This window comes from Mucilaginibacter sp. (assembly GCF_035492695.1).
GTDB lineage: Bacteria > Bacteroidota > Bacteroidia > Sphingobacteriales > Sphingobacteriaceae > Mucilaginibacter.
In genome coordinates this window covers 374,680-394,442 of the sequence record NZ_DATJJC010000012.1, presented here as the reverse complement: position 1 = coordinate 394,442, position 19,763 = coordinate 374,680, and the positions used below count along the sequence as shown (strand labels likewise).

General features: G+C 45.8%; 23 protein-coding genes and 1 tRNA gene. 16 read left to right on the top strand and 8 right to left on the bottom strand.

The features are described from left to right. Nucleotides 1-32: 32 nt before the first annotated feature. From VL525_RS08495 to VL525_RS08420, 16 genes are all read left to right on the top strand, one after another. On the top strand, nt 33-1,259 hold the full coding sequence (locus VL525_RS08495; RefSeq protein WP_325385383.1) for an alanine dehydrogenase: 1,227 nt from the start codon (nt 33-35) through the stop codon (nt 1,257-1,259). A gap of 83 nt (nt 1,260-1,342) precedes the next feature. Continuing rightward, nucleotides 1,343-1,416: transfer RNA gene (locus tag VL525_RS08490), tRNA-Asp, on the top strand. A 273-nt stretch (nt 1,417-1,689) separates the two neighbouring features. Continuing rightward, nucleotides 1,690-2,973 carry a site-specific integrase gene (locus VL525_RS08485; RefSeq protein ID WP_325385381.1) on the top strand — a complete coding sequence of 428 codons (1,284 nt, stop codon included), beginning with the start codon at nt 1,690-1,692 and terminating at the stop codon, nt 2,971-2,973. Nucleotides 2,974-3,112: 139 nt separating this feature from the next. Beyond that, nucleotides 3,113-4,480 (top strand): Fic family protein, encoded by a 1,368-nt coding sequence (locus VL525_RS08480; RefSeq protein ID WP_325385379.1) that lies wholly within the window; start codon nt 3,113-3,115, stop codon nt 4,478-4,480. A gap of 231 nt (nt 4,481-4,711) precedes the next feature. Further along, nucleotides 4,712-4,870 (top strand): hypothetical protein, encoded by a 159-nt coding sequence (locus VL525_RS08475; RefSeq protein ID WP_325385377.1) that lies wholly within the window; start codon nt 4,712-4,714, stop codon nt 4,868-4,870. 125 nt (nt 4,871-4,995) lie between these two features. Next, on the top strand, nt 4,996-5,265 hold the full coding sequence (locus VL525_RS08470; protein WP_325385375.1) for a helix-turn-helix domain-containing protein: 270 nt from the start codon (nt 4,996-4,998) through the stop codon (nt 5,263-5,265). A gap of 677 nt (nt 5,266-5,942) precedes the next feature. Further along, the gene (locus VL525_RS08465) at nt 5,943-6,329 is read left to right on the top strand and encodes a single-stranded DNA-binding protein (RefSeq protein ID WP_325385373.1); all 387 of its coding nucleotides are present in this window, start codon (nt 5,943-5,945) and stop codon (nt 6,327-6,329) included. 85 nt (nt 6,330-6,414) lie between these two features. After that, entirely contained in the window at nt 6,415-7,473 is a 1,059-nt protein-coding gene (locus VL525_RS08460) for a DUF932 domain-containing protein (protein ID WP_325385371.1), read from the top strand. A gap of 52 nt (nt 7,474-7,525) precedes the next feature. Further along, complete coding sequence (locus tag VL525_RS08455) at nt 7,526-7,861, top strand: penicillin-binding protein (protein ID WP_325385369.1); 336 nt, start codon at nt 7,526-7,528, stop codon at nt 7,859-7,861. Nucleotides 7,862-7,882: 21 nt separating this feature from the next. Next, complete coding sequence (locus VL525_RS08450) at nt 7,883-8,548, top strand: hypothetical protein (protein ID WP_325385367.1); 666 nt, start codon at nt 7,883-7,885, stop codon at nt 8,546-8,548. An 11-nt stretch (nt 8,549-8,559) separates the two neighbouring features. Further along, nucleotides 8,560-9,147: a hypothetical protein gene (locus VL525_RS08445; RefSeq protein ID WP_325385365.1), complete on the top strand. Its 588-nt coding sequence runs from the start codon at nt 8,560-8,562 to the stop codon at nt 9,145-9,147. Beyond that, nucleotides 9,144-9,368 carry a PRTRC system protein C gene (locus tag VL525_RS08440; RefSeq protein ID WP_325385363.1) on the top strand — a complete coding sequence of 75 codons (225 nt, stop codon included), beginning with the start codon at nt 9,144-9,146 and terminating at the stop codon, nt 9,366-9,368. Before VL525_RS08445 ends, VL525_RS08440 begins: the two co-directional genes overlap by 4 nt. Further along, the gene (locus VL525_RS08435) at nt 9,365-10,540 is read left to right on the top strand and encodes a hypothetical protein (RefSeq protein ID WP_325385361.1); all 1,176 of its coding nucleotides are present in this window, start codon (nt 9,365-9,367) and stop codon (nt 10,538-10,540) included. Before VL525_RS08440 ends, VL525_RS08435 begins: the two co-directional genes overlap by 4 nt. Before the next feature lie 5 nt (nt 10,541-10,545). Then, complete coding sequence (locus VL525_RS08430; RefSeq protein WP_325385359.1) at nt 10,546-11,250, top strand: PRTRC system protein B; 705 nt, start codon at nt 10,546-10,548, stop codon at nt 11,248-11,250. 2 nt (nt 11,251-11,252) lie between these two features. Continuing rightward, the gene (locus VL525_RS08425; protein ID WP_325385357.1) at nt 11,253-12,050 is read left to right on the top strand and encodes a PRTRC system ThiF family protein; all 798 of its coding nucleotides are present in this window, start codon (nt 11,253-11,255) and stop codon (nt 12,048-12,050) included. A gap of 22 nt (nt 12,051-12,072) precedes the next feature. Beyond that, nucleotides 12,073-12,258, top strand: coding sequence for a hypothetical protein (locus VL525_RS08420; protein WP_325385355.1), 186 nt, complete (start codon nt 12,073-12,075; stop codon nt 12,256-12,258). 347 nt (nt 12,259-12,605) lie between these two features. Here the strand turns inward: VL525_RS08420 and VL525_RS08415 are convergent, their stop codons facing one another. The 8 genes from VL525_RS08415 to sufD all read right to left on the bottom strand — a co-directional run bounded on the left by VL525_RS08415 (nt 12,606) and on the right by sufD (nt 19,763). Then, entirely contained in the window at nt 12,606-13,235 is a 630-nt protein-coding gene (locus tag VL525_RS08415) for an SCO family protein (RefSeq protein ID WP_325385353.1), read from the bottom strand. Between the two features lie 17 nt (nt 13,236-13,252). Continuing rightward, entirely contained in the window at nt 13,253-14,059 is an 807-nt protein-coding gene (locus tag VL525_RS08410; protein WP_325385351.1) for a formylglycine-generating enzyme family protein, read from the bottom strand. 9 nt (nt 14,060-14,068) lie between these two features. Further along, a complete protein-coding gene (gene nirK, locus VL525_RS08405; RefSeq protein WP_325385349.1) occupies nt 14,069-15,547 on the bottom strand; it encodes a copper-containing nitrite reductase in 1,479 nt (492 codons plus the stop codon). A gap of 360 nt (nt 15,548-15,907) precedes the next feature. Then, on the bottom strand, nt 15,908-16,375 hold the full coding sequence (locus tag VL525_RS08400) for an Rrf2 family transcriptional regulator (RefSeq protein ID WP_325385347.1): 468 nt from the start codon (nt 16,373-16,375) through the stop codon (nt 15,908-15,910). Between the two features lie 77 nt (nt 16,376-16,452). Next, nucleotides 16,453-16,767, bottom strand: coding sequence for an iron-sulfur cluster assembly protein (locus tag VL525_RS08395; RefSeq protein WP_325385345.1), 315 nt, complete (start codon nt 16,765-16,767; stop codon nt 16,453-16,455). A 10-nt stretch (nt 16,768-16,777) separates the two neighbouring features. Further along, a complete protein-coding gene (locus VL525_RS08390) occupies nt 16,778-17,206 on the bottom strand; it encodes a SufE family protein (protein WP_325385343.1) in 429 nt (142 codons plus the stop codon). Nucleotides 17,207-17,208: 2 nt separating this feature from the next. Beyond that, complete coding sequence (locus VL525_RS08385) at nt 17,209-18,453, bottom strand: cysteine desulfurase (RefSeq protein ID WP_325385341.1); 1,245 nt, start codon at nt 18,451-18,453, stop codon at nt 17,209-17,211. Then, nucleotides 18,450-19,763, bottom strand: coding sequence for a Fe-S cluster assembly protein SufD (gene sufD, locus VL525_RS08380; RefSeq protein WP_325385339.1), 1,314 nt, complete (start codon nt 19,761-19,763; stop codon nt 18,450-18,452). Before sufD ends, VL525_RS08385 begins: the two co-directional genes overlap by 4 nt.

Sequence of the window (19,763 nt, the reverse complement as noted above, 5' to 3'; positions counted from 1 at the left end):
TCCGTATCTTCATCATCCGGAAATAAGCACCAATGAGTTCGGAGTTATATAGTGGATTTTCTGATGTTGCCAGGCAGGCAATGATGCAGCCCCAGGAGTCGATGCTGGAGGTAAAGAATAAAAAAAACAAGCTCTATATAGGCATACCCAAGGAAACTTCGTTCCAGGAGAACAGGATAGCATTGACGCCGCTTTCTGTGGCCCTGCTTATTAATAACGGGCACGAGGTAATACTGGAAAGTAATGCCGGGCAAGCCGCAAATTTCTCTGATAAAGATTATAGCGACCAGGGTGCGAAAATAGTTTATGATACCAAATCGGTTTATGAGGCAAACCTGATCATCAAAATAGCGCCGCCAACAATGGAGGAGATAGCGATGATGAAGACGCATCAGATCCTGATCTCAACCCTTCAGTTGTCAACACTCAAAGCTGACTGCCTGCATGCTCTTCTTCATAAAAAAGTAACCGCGCTTTCCTTCGAGCACCTGCGCGACGAGGGTGGTTCATTAGCCGTCGTGAGGGCAATGAGCGAGATTGTAGGCGCAACATCGATATTGATAGCTGCCGAGTACCTGAGTAATATATTCGACGGCAAAGGACTGATGCTGGGCGGCATCACTGGTGTACCGCCAACTGAGATTGTAATATTAGGCGCAGGAACCGTTGGCGAGTATGCCGCGCGAACGGCCATTTCGCTTGGTGCAGAAGTAAAGGTTTTCGATCCGTCAATTTACAAGTTGCGGCGATTACAGAACAATATCGGAACAAGGGTATTTACATCCGTGGTTCAGCCTATCGTACTTGAAAAAGCTATTACCACCTGCGATGTGGCCATCGGCGCTATGCGGGCCGAAGATGGCCGAAGCCCCTGTATCGTCTCTGAAAGTACGGTAAGCCGCATGAAACCCAATTCGGTTATTATCGATGTAAGTATCGATCAGGGCGGATGTTTCGAAACATCCGAAGTAACGAATCATACCCACCCAGTTTTCAGGAAGTATGATGTTATTCATTACTGCGTTCCAAATATCGCATCCCGGGTAGCCCGAACGGCCACTTATTCGCTCACCAACATCTTTACCCCCATTTTGCTTGACATTGGCGAACAGGGCGGATTGAAAAATGTGATCTGGCAAAAGTCGGGTGTGCGCAATGCGGTTTACATTTACGAGGGGCAGCTAACCAATAAATTTATAGGCGAAAGGTTCAATATCCCTTGTAAAGACCTCGACCTGCTCATCGTATCACACAGGTAAAAACCTGCTGCACACCATTTTAAACGAAGTTTTAAAAAAACCCTTGCGGAATAAAAAAAGGTGGCTATATTTGCAGCCCCAACGGAGTGGTAGTTCAGCTGGTTAGAATACATGCCTGTCACGCATGGGGTCGCGGGTTCGAGTCCCGTCCATTCCGCTAAAAGGGTATCAAACAATACCAAAACCGCTTAAATCAGTGATTTAAGCGGTTTTTTTATGTCAAATCCGCTCGTTTCATGTCAACTTTTATGATTCATTCGGTTACCTATTCGGTTACCTGTTTGAATTGACCATTTTGGTAACCGAATTAATGGTTTAATTAATTGATTTTGAATGACTTAAATACGATATCAAACCACATCAAATGATATCAAAACGAGTCAAAAAATGTCAAAAAAATTAATTCTTAAACACAAAAAAATGGTTAGTTATGAAAAATTCTGAAAGCTTTTCTGTTTTGTTCTGGGCAAATAAGGCCAAAACAGATTCAAATGGTCAAATGCCCATTTATGCAAGAGTAACGGTAACGGGAAAACGCGCCGAAATTTCCTTAAAAAAGAAGATAATTCCGGAAAAATGGGACTCTAAAAGTGGGTTCATGAATGGCTCCAATGATGAAGCGCGGACATTTAACAAACACATCGTTACCGTGAACAATGACCTCCATGCAATCTACATGGATTTTAAACAAAAGGGTTTACATCTATCTGCAGAGGAGGTAAAGAATAAGTATTTAGGTGTAGAAGTCGCCCGAAGAAGCTTGCTTGAAGTATTTGACGAACACAATAAGAATATGGAAGAATTGGTAGGCAAAGATTTTGTGAAAGCTACGCATACCAAATATGAAACGATAAGAGGTAAGGTCGCTGAATTTATTGCTTATAAGTATAAGAAACAGGATTTGCATCTCGATGTCCTCGAATACTCATTCATCACAGGATTTGAACATTATCTTAAAGTTCATGACAGCATTAGTCACAATGTTGTGATGAGTTATATTAAAAGGGTTAAGAGGATCATTAATATCTCTGTTCATAACCGATGGATCACTTATAATCCTTTTGCTGCCTTTGTCTGCACCACCAAAAAGATTGTACGGACTGAATTGGAAGAAGATGAAATCGCGTTGTTAGAAGAAAAGAAATTTAAAATAGTACGTTTGGAAGAGGTCAAAGACTGCTACTTGTTTTCCTGCTATACCGGATACGCTTTTATAGATGCGTTTAAGCTATCTCCTGAAAACATTGTCCGGGGTAAGGACGGCGAAATGTGGATCAACACAAGCAGGACAAAATCTGACATAGAAGCAAACGTACCCCTGTTACCGAAAGCCGTTTCAATTATTGAAAAATACAAGGCGCATCCACTTTGCGTAGCAAATAATAAAATCCTGCCAATGAAAAGTAATCAAAAGATGAACGCCTACCTGAAGGAAATTGCAGACCTGTGCGGAATCACAAAAAATCTAACCACGCATACGGCGAGGCATACATTTGCAACGACAGTGACTTTGGAGAATGATGTGCCTATCGAGTCGGTCAGCAAGATGCTGGGGCATACCAAAATCACGACTACCCAGCTCTATGCAAGAGTAAAAGAGAAGAAGGTGAGCCGCGATATGAAAATGTTAAAATCGAAAATGACTATTCAACTGCTGCTTAATCCAAGTGTTGATGTGCAAGAAAACCGTAAGATATATGGGGCGGAGTCGTAATGCACAATACTAATTCGCCGAGCGATTATCATATGGCACGATCCTTACTATTACGCCGTTTTGGTCCTTTTTTGGCGCGATACCAAAGTATTGCGCCATTTTTATTACATTTGGCGCAATACTTTAGTATCGCGCCAAAATGAAAAAGAAATTAAACTCCGTAGCTGAAGAAATATTAAAAATTCTAGCCAGATTCCCGGATGGAGCAAGCATTGAGGATATCAAATTAAGTAATTCTGATATACCACTGCGAACACTGCAAAGATGGTTAGCAAATTTATCGGAGCAAGGTACCATCATTGTTTCCGGAAAGGCGCGGGCAACGATTTATAAGCTTGCCGTTGGTGAAGCAACGTCAGAAGGTGCAGTGACCGAAGGTGAAGCACTCATTCCGCTTTCCGCAGCAGGTGGGCATGTAAGACGCTTAGTTACGGCACCGATACAAAAACGGACGCCTGTCGGATATAACAGAGCGTTCCTTGAAGCTTACCGGCCCAATATCGACAGCTACCTAACACAGGAAGATTTGGCGAAGCTAGCCGCAATTGGCGATACCGGAATAGAGCAACCGGCCGGCACTTATGCACAACAGATACTCAATCGCCTGTTAATCGATCTTTCCTGGAATTCCAGCCGGTTGGAAGGCAATACTTATAGTTTGTTGGATACCGAACGCCTGATTGAGCAAGGAGAAGCAGACGACACAAAAACAGCAAAGGAAGCGCAGATGATCCTTAACCATAAGGATGCTATTGAGTTTATTGTTCAGGCAGCCGAAGAAATAGGCTATAACCGTTACACCATATTAAATCTTCATGCTATGCTGGCCAACAACTTGTTGGCTGATCCGCAGGCACCTGGAAGGCTTCGTGCTATGGCGGTAGGTATTAGCGGGTCGACCTTTACACCGTTGGCTATTCCACAACTGATCAGTGAGCTATTTGATCTTATTTTAGAAAAGGCGGCACAAATTGAAAACCCTTTTGAGCAATCATTTTTCATCATGGTACATTTGCCCTATCTTCAGCCATTCGATGACGTTAACAAAAGGGTTTCACGGATCTCGGCCAACATTCCCTTTGTCAAGCGTAATTTTTCGCCCTTGTCTTTCATTGATGTGCCAGACGATCTATACAGCCAGGGAATGCTGGGCGTCTATGAACAGAATGATGTGAGCCTGTTAAAAGATGTCTTTTTATGGGCTTATGAGCGTTCGGCATCACGCTACGCTGTGATTCGCCAGTCGCTTGGTGAGCCTGATCCTTTCAAATTAAAGTATCGTACCCAGATACGTGAACTGATCAGTGGTATTATCGTTCAGTCTTTAAACTCGAAAGACGCTGACAAAGTAATCAAAAGCAACGCGCAACGGTTGCCTGATGCTGACCAGGAACAATTTATTGAAGCCGTGGAAACAGAGATACTTGCCTTACATGACGGGAACTTTGCCAGGTATAGGGTAAGCCCGAAAGAATTTGAGCGATGGAAAGCAGGCTGGCAGGGCTGATGACTTTTTACGACTACATAAAGACTTCAGCTTTATTTAATCCCTCCAAGATTTGGTACGGTGGGGAGACTTATAGGGTAAGCCAATTTAAGATAAGAGTTTTTACCCCAATAAAAGATAAATCATGCGTCCGCCCTCGAATTTGAAAACCGGGCATCCCAGAATTTTAATGATCTAAAAATGCCGTTTTCCTCCCAAACTAAATAAGATATCAACGAAAAACAACAGGCTATGCAGGGACTGATACACCGCATAATGCCGTTATCCTATAAGCCGGATGACCATCCATCTCACGGCATAGCGGAAAAGGATAGTGATATAGGCACCCAGGTTGAACTGATCATTTACCGGATTAAGGTCGAAAAGAAGACCGGCAGGTTTGAGCAATAATATCGAAATGCAAACCGCTTTCATCCAAAATCAATGAATTAACAATAAATTTTACGGTAGTACAGAGACACTGGTGATAGCCTGTCCTAAATGAATACAAACTTTGCCATACTATACAAGATATTATGGCAACGGAGATCATAACAAAAGACGACCTGGATGAGTTCAGGGAAAAACTATTAAACGATATCAGGGCAATAATCGGCAAGCCGGGTGATGAGAAAAGGAAATTATTAAAAAGCTACCAGGTGAAAAATATGCTGAAAATATCTCCCGGCACCCTGCAGAATTTGAGGATGAACGGAACATTGCCATTTACTAAAATAGGAGGCATTATTTATTATAAATATGAAGATATTATGAAAATATTTGATAATAATGAAGGAAAGAAATAATAATTATCCTTCGATCTTGCATATCCAGGACGCTCGTCTTTCTTTCATTTGATTCTAATTTATTTGGCCGTTCCTTTGGGCCGGGCTTTCCGGGGATATCTTCTGCCGAAGGATACACTATTATACTCATTGCTGCGTGCTGATGTAAAACGTGCACCTTATTTGCCTTAATGTAACCGCGCTAACTTCCAAATGGAGTGGCCCGTCGATGCAAAGATTTTCCAGCTTCCCGGACAAATTTCCCGGTCGTTGCCTGCGGCCCGCGCTATCCGTTAAATCTGCTGCGCAGGATGTCACTGCTATCACTAACGAATACCCGCCACACCGGTTAAAACTGTGCCGCCTCGCCCGGCAACGGTAGCCGGGAGGGCAGCCCATTTTTGCCCTTTCCCTTCAAAAAAACTCCAGATCCCTCCGCCCTTTTTACAGCGGCATTTTTCCCTTTAATGAGTCTTCATTTAGCCTTTGCTTGAGGCAAATTTACCCCCTTTCGGCATTCAAGGCCATGCAAGTGCCGCTTAAAAAATCTCCACACCTCCTCTTCGCTGCGGGTAGTATTTTTTGCGGCAGCCTTGCCTGCCCGCCCCACGCGCAAGTTTATTGCCTCTATCAAAGGCCAAATGAGGTTTTTCCGAAATGGACCAGAGAACAAGTAATTCATTAAAAAAACAAATTTTATGTTATTCACAGGAAGATTGACCGAGGATGCAAAGGTCAGAAACGTTAAAAACGACAAAAAAGTAACTGGTTTTACCGTAGCCATCAACCAACGCTACAAAACCAAAGACGGCGAAAAAAGAGAAAAGACCGCTTATGTAGTTTGCTCTTATTGGGTAAATCCCGGCATTGCCGAATTCCTGAAAAAAGGCACAGTTGTACAAATCACCGGGTGGATGGAAGCCCAGGCATGGAAAAACAGGGACGATGAGCCACAGGCCACCCTTGTCTGCTCAGTGGACAAGATCGACCTTTTCGGCAAGCCTGCCGAAAGGCAAAACGAAAAGCCAAAGGAAAAGAAAAAGGCAACCGCAGGGGCAGCAGACGAAGACGACCTGCCATTCTAATCCGGCCAATCAGCAGTAAACGAATTCATTATTCAAACAGCGGGGCTTTTCAAAGTCCCGCTACTAAAATCAAACACGAAATCCAATGGCACATAATATCAATTTTAACGAGCAGACAGGGCAACACAGTTTTTTCAGCGTCAAACAAAAGGCATGGCACGGATTGGGGCGGATCGTAGAAGATTACCCGACCAGTAAGGAAGCATTGCAATTTGCAGGGCTTGATTACGAGGTTATCAAATCACCTTTATTTACCCAAAGCAGGTCACTGACCACAGGCAACAGGGGCGAATTAATAGCCGGTATGGACATTGCCATACCAAACTATTATGCCACCATGCGCACCGATAACAATACCGTGTTGGGCGTAGTCGGCAGGGATTACAGCATCGTACAGAACCGGGATGCGTTCAGCTTCTTTGATGCCATCGTAGGCGGGGACGGGATGCAGTACGAAACCGCAGGGGCATTAGGCAATGGGGAGCGCATTTTTATTACCGCCAAACTGCCGGGTTATATTAAAGTAGGCAAAGACGACTACATCGAAAAATACCTTTTCCTCACCACTTCGCACGATGGTTCAGGCAGTATCACCGCAGCATTTACCCCGGTGAGGATTGTCTGCCAGAATACGCTCGGCGCAGCACTCCGTAACAGCTCCAATACGATTAAGATACGCCATACTGCCAGTGCAGAGGACAGGCTGAAAGAAGCCCACAAGGTTATGGGCATTTCCAATAAAATGGCCGATGAACTGGACGGCATCTTTAACCAATGGACCAAGGTGCGCATCACCGATAAGGACGTAATGAAACTTATTCAACAAGCGTTGGCACCGGGAAGAGAGGTTTTAAAGAGCCTGAAAACAGGCGGGGAACTTTCCACCGTCTTCAAAAACATCTGTGATAACGCCTTTATGTACGCAATGGCAAGCCCTACACAACAGACCGAAACCACCAAAGGTACTTTATTCGGCGCATTCAACGCCGTTACAGGCTACTTCCAAAATGTAAAGGAATACAAGGACGATGAAGCCAAAGTAAAATCCATATTGGGCGGTACAGGGCAAAGCCGCACACAGACTGCATTTGATCTGTGCCTCGCCTATGCCAAAAACGGGGCAGACAGCCTCAACTTCAATTAACTGATCACCATTAACCGGGGGAGCAAATCCCCCTCAATTTAAAACATAGGAAATGACACGTTCAAATCTTTATATCAAACTGAGCAACGGCGCTTCGGTTACCTGCGTTGCCGACAGCAGCAGCGCACCCGAACAAGGCTATTTCGTGGAACAGGTTATACAGCCTCTTTTGGAAATGGACGACCCCGAAAAGGAATTAAGCCTTATCGAAGAACATTGCACGATGAACGAACAGCGGATAAATGCTGCCTATCGCTATATCATCAATCTGCAAACCAAAGCCGTGCACTTTTTCGAGGAAAACTACGACTACAAAACTGACAAATTCTTTGCGGGCGAAAACCTGACAAACCGCTACCGGGACTATCTGGAAACACTCCGCAAATAAACCAACCATCAGAAAACAGCAATGAAAACGATAAAATTAAAGCTGTACGGTTTTGATGAACTGTCAAAAACCGCGAAACAAAAAGCATTGACCGCCTGCCATGAACTGAATATAGATTTTGATTGGTGGGACAGCAGCTATGACGACTTTATAGCAATATGCGCCTGTTTAGGCATAACCGTCAGCAAAGAGCGTATCAAATTCGAGGGCTTTTATTCGCAGGGTGACGGCAGTGGCTTTAGCGCAACAGTTGACTTAACCCAATTAAATAAGGCTATTGTCAATAAGGCATGGCAAGACTACGCACCGAAACTCGATTTTGATTTTACAGCAATTCCCATAGACCGCCGGGTGATGGCTTTGGTGGAGAACGGCGTTTTGGAACACGACCCGAAAATTATCAGCCGTTCACGAAACTACGGCGTAGTGGTTGACCTGGGCATATATGCCGTCAACGAAAGGGAGAGAAACCATGACCTTGTTTTTGAAGAACTGGACAACCTCGAAGAATGGTTACGAAAGATTGCCGAAACACTCAATAAACACCTGTACAAATCCCTCGAAGCCCAATACGAATACCTGACTTCGGACGAAGCTATCACCGAGGGAATTTTAGCCAACGACTACCTTTTCACGGCAGACGGAAATTCAGCCAATTATTTAAAGAAACTATCTGAAAACAATTAAGAATTAAGATCATGACAACGAACTTTTTTGAAAACATAACCGCATTGAATGTTCCCGGCAACTGGAAAATATCCATTCAAACAACCGACAACATGCTGTTCACAGTTTCAGCCTTATTTGCCGCGAACAACTGCGGAGATAATGCATCCAAAGTCATCCCGCCCATGTTGCTTAAAGGAACAGCTGAAGAACTTAACGAGGGTTTTTTTGATACCATAACATTACCCGTACAGCAAACGGCGGGTTTGTACACAAGTATGGAAGCCTACCTCAAAGAAGTGGAAAGGGCGCGTATCGCCTCAAAAGAGGAACAGGACAGAAAGACTAAGGAGAAAGCTGCGCAGACCGCCAAAAAACCGGGGGATGCAGAGATGCCCGACCCCAAACAGGCTAAAGAGGAAAAGAAGAAAGCCTATGACGAGGCCATGAAAAACATCACAGAGCTATCGGCTAAAATGAAATACGCCGATGCGTTGGCTATTCTGCCATCCATTGAAGATTACCCCGAAAAAAAGAATGAACTGGAGAAAAAAGAAGCGGAGCTGAAACGCCTGCACAGCCAGTATGAGAACGCATTGTTTAACCTTAATGCCGAATGACCATGTTATTGACAACACTATTACCGCGCATATTTATACATAAAGAAAACGGACAGGAAGTCCGCCTTACCGACCCGGGAACCGAGTTTTCGCCCGAAGCAGTACTTAACTTTTATTCGGGTACTTATCCCATTCTGACTACGGCCAAAGTAAATGGCCCGGAGATCAGGAAGGACGAGATACAATACACATTTGTTTCCACCATAGGTATAAAAGGATGAAAAATGGACACAGCAATAAAACAAGGCAGGGTTTCAGCGCCAAAGTCGAAGCGCCAATGGAATCTCTATCAGCAATTGTCCCACTACAGCCGCGAACTCGATCGTCTGCCGGACGCAAGGGAAGTAAGCCGGAACAAACTCCGTTCTGCACCGCAGGACTTGCTGCCGATGGTTTTCTGAAACACCGGTTCTTACCGCTATATGCTGAAAGCTATGAGCTGCCACAGGACGAAGGAATAACAGAGGGGGTATTGAACTCCCTCTCCGTTCTCGCCCAATATCAGCCATTACAGCTTTTGGATGTTACCAGTAAAGCCTATCCCTATAACATCCTGTTAGCGCATTGGAACGCCGAAAGGCAGTTGCACAGGGCTGGCAGCAAACTCGAACTATTCATCGTTGAAGATGAGGACCAAAGAGTAAAATTGGCGACAAAGCAAACAGCCTCGCGCAGTTATTCCCTTTATTATATCCCCGTACTTCCCTTGTACAGTTTGCTGAAATCGCGCGAAAATAAGCCGGGGGCGCAGCTTTTGCTGTCTGTCTTTGCTTATCTCTACCACATTGCAAGAATTCCTTACTACCGGGATGCCGATACATACCTGTTTTATCACTATGAAATACTCGAAGAATGGCTGGACGTAGAAGACGGCAGTTTGGACGAAGCAGACCTTATGTTCAATCGCGAGGCACACCAAAAAGCTGCACACGGCGGGGATGTTATTGAGCGGGTCATCTACCATCCCGCTCACCTGGAGCAACTCAGTGAACGAATAACCCGGATTATCCCGGCGGATGCCTTTGAACAGGGCTGCCTGAAAGTTGCGACAGATACGTTGAAGTTATGGCAGGATTATCCTGACAGCAACATATTCCGCCACCTGAACAGGCTTCCATGCGATGAAGACGATGATGATAACTGGATGGGTTATGACAATACCATTCGTGTAGGCGAGTATATTCACTTTATCGCCGATACCGAAAGTAGCCTTTATGACAGTATTCAACAGAACATCGATGCCGAACTGAACGAGAGAATGTACTGGCAGGAACACACGCTGGTTTCGGTCTACGATAAAAATTATTCGCCAAATGCTGACAGCCTTGATTATGAGAACCGGCTGTTTACCCTGCTTGACGATTTGTGCTACCTCTTAAATAAACTACCATGACCAATATGACCCACACATTCGGAACGCTTTACCATCCCCGCAAGGCATTCGTGATCTACGAACAACAGGACGGAAACAAACATATCTATATCGAAAGTTACGACTTAGACCAGCAGGGACACCCCATCAATGCACACCCTCTTTCCATGCTTGAAGCGAACAGGCTCTCTAAGGCCCTGCAGACAACGGAAAAAAAGCGGTCGGCGTTCCTCGCCCCGAAAGGCTTATTGCCCAAAAACCTATTATATATCCGTACCGATAAAAATCCATACGCCATCTGGCATACCCCCCGACAATGGGTCAAGCTGTTTTTTAAGGAAGATTTGGGCATCAAAAGCGGTTTGGCGAATATCCCCGCGCTTGTATGGAGGGCAACGAAAACATCCATTGCGGTATTCGCCGTGGCCGAAACGGAAATTTGCGGGGACACCCCGCTTTTTAACGCGCCATTCTTCAATATGTATGACGATGGCCGGGTATGTATGGGCAACGTCAGTATGGACATCAAAAACGATTGCGCCCTGGAAGATTTTATGGAACAATGGCAGAACGGCTTTTTTAACAGCTATTTCAGCCACATGATACAAGGGTATAACCCGATAAAAGGGAATATTGTCCAGCTTTGGAAAAATCTGTCAGGCACAGGCAAGCCCTTTCCCGAAGAAAAATTGATACCCCATAAAAGAACTGTAAACCACCTCATTCAATAATTATGGAAGCCATACATATCACCGATAACTATCTCATTAATCCGACCAACCCCGTAACCATCAACCTGATCGGCGCAGGCGGGACGGGAAGCAATATGGTCATGGCTTTGGCAAAAATGAACCATGCCCTCATTGCATTGGGACATCCGGGGTTATACGTTTACCTCTATGATGATGATAGGGTGTCCGAAGCTAATCTCGGCAGGCAGCTATTTACTGAAGCGGAACTCGGTTTGTTCAAATCAGCGGTGCTGATCAACAGGGTCAACCGTTTCTTCGGTACCAACTGGAAGGCGGTGACTTCAAAATTCGAGGCGGGTCAGCTCGATTACTTCCCGAACGAGGGTAAAGCGAACTTGTTTGTCTCCTGCGTCGACAACGTTAGCGCGAGGCTTGGCATAGCAGAAGTGCTCAGGGAACTGGGGGAAGCCCGGAGCTATGAAAGGAACAAAGTGCTGTATTGGATGGATTTGGGGAATAGCAGGCAAACCGGGCAGGCTGTCCTTTCAACAGTTACCCCCATTGAACAACCCATATCCGAAAAATACAGGACGGTGGCCTCATTACCAAAAGTTACCGATGAGTTCCGTTTCCTTTTAGAAGAATCAGATAGGAACGATGATACGCCAAGTTGTTCGGTAGCGGAGGCACTGGCAAAGCAGGACTTATTTATCAATCCTGCTTTGTCGAACCTCGGAGCATCCCTGCTGTGGCAGTTGTTCCGCGAAGGGATGCTGTTTAACCGGGGGTTCTTTCTTAATCTTAATGACTTCAGGGCACAACCACTTAAAGTAGCCTGAAATAAATGCAATAAAATTTGAAATGATGACCATTATTGATTTAGACGGGAAAGAAATCCAAATCACCGACCCGAACCTTGCCCTGATGCAGGCCGATGACTTTCGTCATTATTCGACGATTGACACTAACCGTTTGGAGTTTTTCCGGAAGCAGCAGGCCTATTGGGAGGATATTTACCAGAAGCTGGCCAGGCTCACCAAAGATTGACACCCCGCGGGCCGGGCTGCCACTTCCCTCATACCTCGGGAAAAGGCAGCACCGGCCAAAGCGGTTGCTTGACTTGCAACAATCAAATCGTCCTATTGGATTCCCCGGATTGTTGCAATACAAGCGGGTTTGTTTAATTTTAAAGGTGTCACAATTGAGTATGGAAGCCTCACTGATGCGGTGTATTATCTTTTGCAGCTACCACCGCATGACCGGAAATATTTGGTGGAAGATATTAACGATAGCGCCTATAAAAATGCCCTGTACTTGGCACAGGGCATTCAAAAAACCTGGTTGGGATTTTAAGCAATTTGGTATCAATTCTAATGGTAATAGATCTGTGAACCCTATCTGCTGGCAAGCCTGTTCAAAGTAGAAACAGCACTACCTATGCTTCCGCCTAAACCGTCGACAGACTGAACGATATTGCCATTTCCATCCAGGATATAGATATTCCCTGTATGACTAAAACTTCCCCCGGAAAGCTTTTGATATTTTACATTCAGAACCATGGAAAGTTCCCTAACCTGGTCGGAATTACCCTTAAGCAGCTCCCAATGATCATCCAACTGCCGTTGTGTAGCGTAAGATCTCAACTGCGCCGGTGTATCGCGGTCCGGGTCGAATGAAACCAATACGCCGCCAACCTGATTTCTGACAGCCGCAGGCAGGGAATCCCTGATCGCTTTCATCTTCTCTACGACACGGGGACATACAAATGCGCAATGCGTGAAGATCATGGCAACAATTTGAGGATGGCCCTGCAGCTTGCTCAGCGTTAGCTGTTTTTCATGCTGGTCCGTCCATGAACCTGTCAGCTGGTAGACGGAATTATTCCCCACTGCCGGCGAAGGTGTTGTAGCTGTAATAGCTGCGCGGTCCCTGGCACAGCAAAGCGTTGATTTTATTACAGCGCTTTTGTGACAAGACAACAATGTCAACGTTGCCAGCCCTAATAATATGCGATTTGTTTTCATAACAGTACTTTTTTAAATTAATCAAAACGGTTAAGGTCCCTGGCACAACGAAAGCCCAGGCCATTGATGGCATAACGGGCCTGCAGGCCTTCCCGGAAGGCAAACCGCATAAAGGCGGCATAATCTTCCTTATTTACACTACCTAATGAGCCTGCAGCACAAGAGAAACTGTCCGCATTTGTTCCGCTGTTTCCCTGGATAATGACGCTGTTAAAATCTTCAACCCATTCCCAGATAAGGCCGTGCATATCGTATAAGCCGTATGCGTTCTTATAGGTCGATTGAACCGGCGGGAGGATAACAGGATTAGGGTGGTCATACCAGGCCAATATAATTCTGGTCAGCCTTGCGCCTTTTTGCATGCCTACAGGGGCCGCCGCGGCTGCATATTCCCACTCGGCTTGCGTAGGCAATCGCTTGCCTTTCCACCTGGCATAGGCGTCTGCGGCAAACCAGGACACATTGGTAACAGGGCTGTTAATGATCTTATCGTCACCTATCTCAAAATCACCCGTCCACTGTTTCAGGTAACCCGCGTCTGCAAACAATGGTGAAATCTTTGATCTGGCCCACTTTGGATTCGCCTTTACAAAGTCGAGGAATTCCCCGTTGGTTACGGCATTTACATCCAATGAAAACGGATGGATCTTAACTGCGGCAGGCTGGTCCTTCCGGTGCAGGAAGGGACGGTAGCTGCCGCCGGGTATGCTTACCATTGCAGCATTCCGGGCCGGCATGCCCCGGTGCACGGCCGGCATCTCACCATAATGTTTTAAAGGGATCAGGGTACAGATCATCATCAATAACGTGCTCACAGTTTTCATATCCGAAGCTTACTGGTTACGTACTTTCTTTACATCACTTGCTTTTATACCAGGGCTCTTGTTGCCCCAGCTGTTCCTGACATAGGTCAGGATGCTGGCGACCTGGTCATCGGTCAGGGAAAGGTTTGGCATCACGCCCTGATAATGTTTACCGTTAACGGTGATGGCCTCATTGTTGATGCCATGCAGCACGACGCCGATACCCATATCCTGCCTGCTCATCAAAAAGTCTGATTTTGCAAGCGGCGGAAACGATCCGGGTAAACCAAGGCCTGTAGTTTGATGGCAGCTGCTGCAATTCGACGCAAAGAGGGTTTGACCGTCTTTAAAACGGTCTGCAAAGGATGGCTCCGGTGCTGCAGCGGGTTCAACTGCCGGTTTATCCTTTTTCTCGTCCTGGATCGGCGGATAATAGAACTGATCTGCCTGCTTCCCGGAATAAATATTTTTATCGGCGGGGCCGGTAACGACCAATTGCGCTAATGCTCCCTGGTTGAATGCGCGGAAGATAGAGTGGTCGACGATGTTGAACGTTCCCGGCTCCTTGCAGATAAACTCAACAATTTCACCGCCACCGGCCGGGATAAGCGTCGTGGCAACGTTATGATTGATCTCGCTGCCCCCTTCTACGTATACTTTGTCGAAGATCTGTCCGATAACGTGAAATGATGAAACGAGATTCGGTCCCGCATTGCCTATATAGATCCTGACCCGGTCGCCCACTTTAGCATGTAACGCATTGTCTCCTGTGGTCGAACCCACTGAGCCGTTGAATACAACATATTCCGGCTGCTCCTTAATTGCTTTGTCCATGTCAAATGGCTGCAGGCCGGGTTCGCCATTCTTACCCGTCGTATAAAATTCACCCTGCATGAGATAAAATTCCTTATCTGCATATGGAAGGCCGTCTTTCGGATCGACCAGGATGAGGCCATACATACCGTTGGCAATATGCATCCCAACCGGCGCTGTAGCACAGTGGTAAACAAACAAGCCGGGGTTAAGGGCCCTGAACCGGAACACAGAAGAGTGGCCCGGAACCGTCATGGTAGCTTCAGCGCCGCCCCCGGGACCGCTGACCGCATGAAGGTCTATATTGTGGGGCATCTTGTTATTGGCATTATTGTTCAAATGCAGTTCCACTTCGTCCCCCTCATGCACCCGGATGAAAGGCCCTGGCACTTTACCGCCGAAGGTCCAAAAGGTATAGTCAACGCCATCGGCCAGCTTCATCACCTTTTCAACGACCTCGATCTCTACGATCACTTTTTTTGGCTTTGCATTGTTTTTGGCTTCGGGAACATTTGGTGCAAAAGTTGACACGGGAGAATATTCACCGGTAATAGCCGTGGTGTCTGTTGACGATCCGCCGGCCTTCTTATTCGACCTGCATGCAGTAAATGATATGCAGGCGGGTATTAAGAAAAGTAATATAATACGCAGGATATTTCCTTGCGGCTTACGGAGATTTAAATAAACTACTTTCATTTGTTGTATATTTTATTTGGTTATCAACCGGGTCAAAAGTAGTTCGGAGCGGTAAGCCACGCCCTGATGTCCGTCAGGTCAAAACATGATTCATCTCATATTATTGATGTGGTTTTTACCGGGGAAAACTGCTAAAATGTGATATAGGTAACATTTTTAGACAGGATGGAGCCACCAACAGAGCGTTGCGCTAATCAAAGTCCCCTAAGCCGGTTAAAGGATTCTGCATGTTTTCTGAACTTCTTAGGTCAACTTGTACGCCGCAGGAAGGTGAGGGGCCGTTAAGAGGAACGGTTGGGCAGAAGTATCCGCCGTGGTCACGGGTACTTTTTCTTTTGGAAGATTTAAACGTGATACCGTTCAGCTTCCCGCTTTTTGTTCGATGATGGAATTGAGGATCTCATCTGACCTCATTTCATTTCCGATCAGGTCCGCCAGGCTTACTTTATCCAGTAGCTGGTCTATATTGATCTGAACCATTTGCCAAAGGGAACGTATGGAACAATCTACCGAGTTCGTACAGAATTTAAGTATTCCCGAATAATCATTACAAAAGGATTGTTCAAACAAAGATCCTCCTAAGATTTTTAGAACCTGGTTGATATTGATTTGATCTGCCGGCCGCGCCAGGATGTATCCGCCTTTGTTGCCAGGCGTGCTATTAATATATCCCTCGATACGGAGCAGACGCGTGAGTTTAGCGACATAGGGAAGTGACAAGCCCTCGGCGACTGCCAATGATTGTATGGTCATGCCTTCCTTGTCGCGAAATTTGGCAATTCTTAATAAGATCCTCAACCCGTATTCTTCCTGTGATGTTATTCTCATTTTTTATGATTATGGAACAGCCCATGCATTATCCAAAATTACTCTTTTATTAGTTTCGTGCAAGATCAGTCCGGTGATTACAACAGCCCTAATTCCAGTTTCGCTGTTTCTGACATCATATCGCTGTCCCATGGCGGATCCCAGGTTACGATAACAATGACTTCGTTCACCCCCTCTATCGCCCTGACCTTTTGTTCTACCTCTACAGGAATATCCTGGGCAGACGGGCAACCTGGCGCGGTAAGCGTCATAACGATCTGGACGTTGTTAAACGGAGGCAGTATTTCCGCCTCGTATACTAATCCCAGCTCATAAATGCTGACCGGGATCTCCGGGTCATATATGGTTTGCAAACAGTCTATGACCTTTTGTTTCAGCGCTTCCATTTCCATTGATAAGATATTAAATATGAATTCGTTTATAAGCTATAGCATAGTCTTTCATCTGTTTCACCATGGCCCGCAAACCATTTGAACGGGTCTGTGCAAGGTGCGTATGCATCCCGATCCGCTCTATAAAATCCAGGGGGGCGTTAATGATTTTGTCGGGAGTGTGCCCGGATAATACAGCAATGAGCATGCTGATCAACCCTTTTACGATCAGCGCATCGCTATCCGCCTTAAAAGACACCTTGCCGTTGTCATAGGAAGATACCAGCCATACCGTGGACTGACAGCCCCTGATCTTCTTGTCTTCGGTTTTATAATGTTCATCCAATGCGGGTAATTTCTTACCGAGCTCAATGATATATTCATACTTCTCCTCCCACGTATCCAGAAAGGAAAATGACTCAATAAATTCGTTTTCGATCTCTAAAATATCCTTCTCCATAATCAAGACAGCATTTTTAAGGCCTTCCAAAGACCCGCGATTAACGCATCTACTTCTTCAAATGTATTATAAACCGCAAACGAGGCCCTTACGGTTCCTGCAATACCGAAGCGTGCCATCAGCGGCTGCGTACAATGATGACCTGTTCTGACCGCAATTCCCTGGTTATCCAGTAAAACACCGATATCCTGCGGATGAACTCCTTTAATTATAAAAGATACTAAACCCACTTTTTCCCTGGCCTTACCAACGATGGTCAATCCGGGGATTGTTTCCAGCCGGGCGGTCGCATATTTCAATAAAGCGGCCTCGTGTTTTCTGATATTGTCTTTTCCAAGGTCATTCAAAAATTCCAGGGCCGTTTTCAACGCGATCGCATCCGCTATATTTGGTGTGCCTGCCTCGAACTTATAAGGGAGCTCATTATAGGTAGTTCGCTCAAAAGTAACTTCTTTGATCATTTCCCCGCCTCCCTGAAAGACCGGCATACTTTCGAGGATATCTTTTTTACCAAATAAAACACCTATCCCGGTAGGTCCATAAAGCTTATGCCCGGAAAATGCAAAAAAATCACAATCCATATCCTGAACGTCTATGTCAAGGTGAACGGCTGATTGCGCCCCGTCAATCAGCACTACAGCACCAACCTGGTGTGCCGCCTTAATCATCGGTTTAACCGGGTTTACCGTGCCCAGCGCGTTTGATGCCTGGGCAACAGCCACCAGTTTTGTTTTTGGACTGAGTAAATTGTGGTAATCAGTCATGGAAAGCTCACCGTTGTCCAATACCGGGATCACCTTTAATATGGCATTCTTCTCATGACATAATATTTGCCAGGGCACAATGTTAGAATGGTGTTCCATTCCGGAGATCAGTATCTCGTCACCGGCGGCAATATTTGCCCGGCCCCAGGTGCAGGCAACAAGGTTAATGCCTTCCGTGGTTCCCCTCGTAAAAATAACTTCCTCCGAAAGCGCGGCCCCGATAAATTCTTTAACGGCCATACGCGAGGCCTCATAAGCGGCAGTGGCCTCTTCCGCAAGGCTATGAATGCCACGGTGGATATTAGCATTGTAATTGCCGTAATATTGGCTGATCGTGTCAATAACGGCTTGCGGTTTTTGGGTCGTTGCGGCGTTGTCAAAGTATACAAGGGGCCTGTCCTTCACGGCACGGCCGAGTATAGGAAACTGCTGACGTATGGCGCCTATATTAAGATCAATGGGTGTTGGGCTTGTCAAAATCATTTTTTGCTGGCGGATAAACGTTCGGTGATCAGGTTTTCTACATAGCTGCGTAGTAATTCTGGCTTAATCTGGTCAAGTATGTCCAATGCAAAAGCCTTTAACAATAATTCCTGCGCATCGGGTTTTGGAATACCTCTTGCCCTCAAATAGAACAATGCATTCTCATCCAGTTGCCCCACCGTACAGCCATGGGAACATTTGACATCGTCTGCAAAGATCTCCAGTTGCGGTTTGGTATTGATCGTAGCATCCTCTGATAGCAGGATATTTTTATTGGTTTGATAGGCGTTCGTCTTTTGCGCCCCAGGGCGAACCATGATCTTTCCGTTAAATACACCAGTGGCATCGTTGTCCAGGATCCCTTTATACAATTCATTGCTTAAACAATTGGGCTGTACATGATCTGCCAGCGTATGGTTATCCGCATGGGTATGACCGTTCAACAGGTACAGGCCGAATAAATGGGCCTCATTTCCGGCTGCTTCCATGATCACGTTCAAGTTGTTACGGATCATACCCCCATTGAGCGTGACGGTGACCGTATGCACCTTACTGCAGCCGATTTGACGGATATGCGTAGTGCTTACCTGGCTGGCATTTGCGGTTTCATTTTGAATTTTGTAATATTCGACGATAGCATTGTTTTGAATGATCACCTCCGTTACCTGGTTAGTAAAACATTCGGACGCACCCAGGGTGGCAAAGGTTTCTGCTAACTGAACTTTGGCCTTCCGGTCGACATAGATCAGGCTTCTCGGCTGGGAAAGTATATGACATTGCCGTGCATCTGAGATATGATAAATATAAAGAGGGCGGTTTAGTTCCTGTTCCTCGTGAACGTGAACAAAAACAGCTCCATGAATAAAGGAAGTATTCAGCGCATGGATACCGTCTTTAATGTAGGCGCTGCTGCAACCGAGATATTCCCGTATAGTCTCTTTGTAAGTTCCACTGGCAGCATCTTCGAGCGGCAACACCGTAAGCTGATCCTGCGGCGACCGGATTTTTGAGAGTTGTGGCTCGAAACGGCCGTTTACAAACACTATTTCATTTGCGTTGTCATGACCGGGTAACCGGATGACGTCTACCTCAGCCGGCGCAAGGGAACAAGCCGGCAGGCCGCTGTCGAAAAAATATTCATGACTGAACACTTTCCCCATGTCAGTATATTTCCATTCTTCATTGCGCTTCGTCGGCAGTCCTGCTTTATCCAAAACATGAAACCCTTCCCGCCTGACCTGCCCGATCAGGCTTCCGGGATCATCGGTACGCAATTGTTCAAAATGGTCCTTAAAATCGCTTAAATTCAT

What these genes read in the sequence shown, in the direction of transcription:
- VL525_RS08495 (WP_325385383.1), top strand. Translation starts at nt 33, where the DNA reads ATGAGTTCGGAGTTATATAGTGGATTTTCTGATGTTGCCAGGCAGGCA.
- VL525_RS08485 (WP_325385381.1), top strand. Translation starts at nt 1,690, where the DNA reads ATGAAAAATTCTGAAAGCTTTTCTGTTTTGTTCTGGGCAAATAAGGCC.
- VL525_RS08480 (WP_325385379.1), top strand. Translation starts at nt 3,113, where the DNA reads ATGAAAAAGAAATTAAACTCCGTAGCTGAAGAAATATTAAAAATTCTA.
- VL525_RS08475 (WP_325385377.1), top strand. Translation starts at nt 4,712, where the DNA reads ATGCAGGGACTGATACACCGCATAATGCCGTTATCCTATAAGCCGGAT.
- VL525_RS08470 (WP_325385375.1), top strand. Translation starts at nt 4,996, where the DNA reads ATGGCAACGGAGATCATAACAAAAGACGACCTGGATGAGTTCAGGGAA.
- VL525_RS08465 (WP_325385373.1), top strand. Translation starts at nt 5,943, where the DNA reads ATGTTATTCACAGGAAGATTGACCGAGGATGCAAAGGTCAGAAACGTT.
- VL525_RS08460 (WP_325385371.1), top strand. Translation starts at nt 6,415, where the DNA reads ATGGCACATAATATCAATTTTAACGAGCAGACAGGGCAACACAGTTTT.
- VL525_RS08455 (WP_325385369.1), top strand. Translation starts at nt 7,526, where the DNA reads ATGACACGTTCAAATCTTTATATCAAACTGAGCAACGGCGCTTCGGTT.
- VL525_RS08450 (WP_325385367.1), top strand. Translation starts at nt 7,883, where the DNA reads ATGAAAACGATAAAATTAAAGCTGTACGGTTTTGATGAACTGTCAAAA.
- VL525_RS08445 (WP_325385365.1), top strand. Translation starts at nt 8,560, where the DNA reads ATGACAACGAACTTTTTTGAAAACATAACCGCATTGAATGTTCCCGGC.
- VL525_RS08440 (WP_325385363.1), top strand. Translation starts at nt 9,144, where the DNA reads ATGACCATGTTATTGACAACACTATTACCGCGCATATTTATACATAAA.
- VL525_RS08435 (WP_325385361.1), top strand. Translation starts at nt 9,365, where the DNA reads ATGAAAAATGGACACAGCAATAAAACAAGGCAGGGTTTCAGCGCCAAA.
- VL525_RS08430 (WP_325385359.1), top strand. Translation starts at nt 10,546, where the DNA reads ATGACCCACACATTCGGAACGCTTTACCATCCCCGCAAGGCATTCGTG.
- VL525_RS08425 (WP_325385357.1), top strand. Translation starts at nt 11,253, where the DNA reads ATGGAAGCCATACATATCACCGATAACTATCTCATTAATCCGACCAAC.
- VL525_RS08420 (WP_325385355.1), top strand. Translation starts at nt 12,073, where the DNA reads ATGATGACCATTATTGATTTAGACGGGAAAGAAATCCAAATCACCGAC.
- VL525_RS08415 (WP_325385353.1), bottom strand. Translation starts at nt 13,235, where the DNA reads ATGAAAACAAATCGCATATTATTAGGGCTGGCAACGTTGACATTGTTG.
- VL525_RS08410 (WP_325385351.1), bottom strand. Translation starts at nt 14,059, where the DNA reads ATGAAAACTGTGAGCACGTTATTGATGATGATCTGTACCCTGATCCCT.
- nirK (WP_325385349.1), bottom strand. Translation starts at nt 15,547, where the DNA reads ATGAAAGTAGTTTATTTAAATCTCCGTAAGCCGCAAGGAAATATCCTG.
- VL525_RS08400 (WP_325385347.1), bottom strand. Translation starts at nt 16,375, where the DNA reads ATGAGAATAACATCACAGGAAGAATACGGGTTGAGGATCTTATTAAGA.
- VL525_RS08395 (WP_325385345.1), bottom strand. Translation starts at nt 16,767, where the DNA reads ATGGAAATGGAAGCGCTGAAACAAAAGGTCATAGACTGTTTGCAAACC.
- VL525_RS08390 (WP_325385343.1), bottom strand. Translation starts at nt 17,206, where the DNA reads ATGGAGAAGGATATTTTAGAGATCGAAAACGAATTTATTGAGTCATTT.
- VL525_RS08385 (WP_325385341.1), bottom strand. Translation starts at nt 18,453, where the DNA reads ATGATTTTGACAAGCCCAACACCCATTGATCTTAATATAGGCGCCATA.
- sufD (WP_325385339.1), bottom strand. Translation starts at nt 19,763, where the DNA reads ATGAATTTAAGCGATTTTAAGGACCATTTTGAACAATTGCGTACCGAT.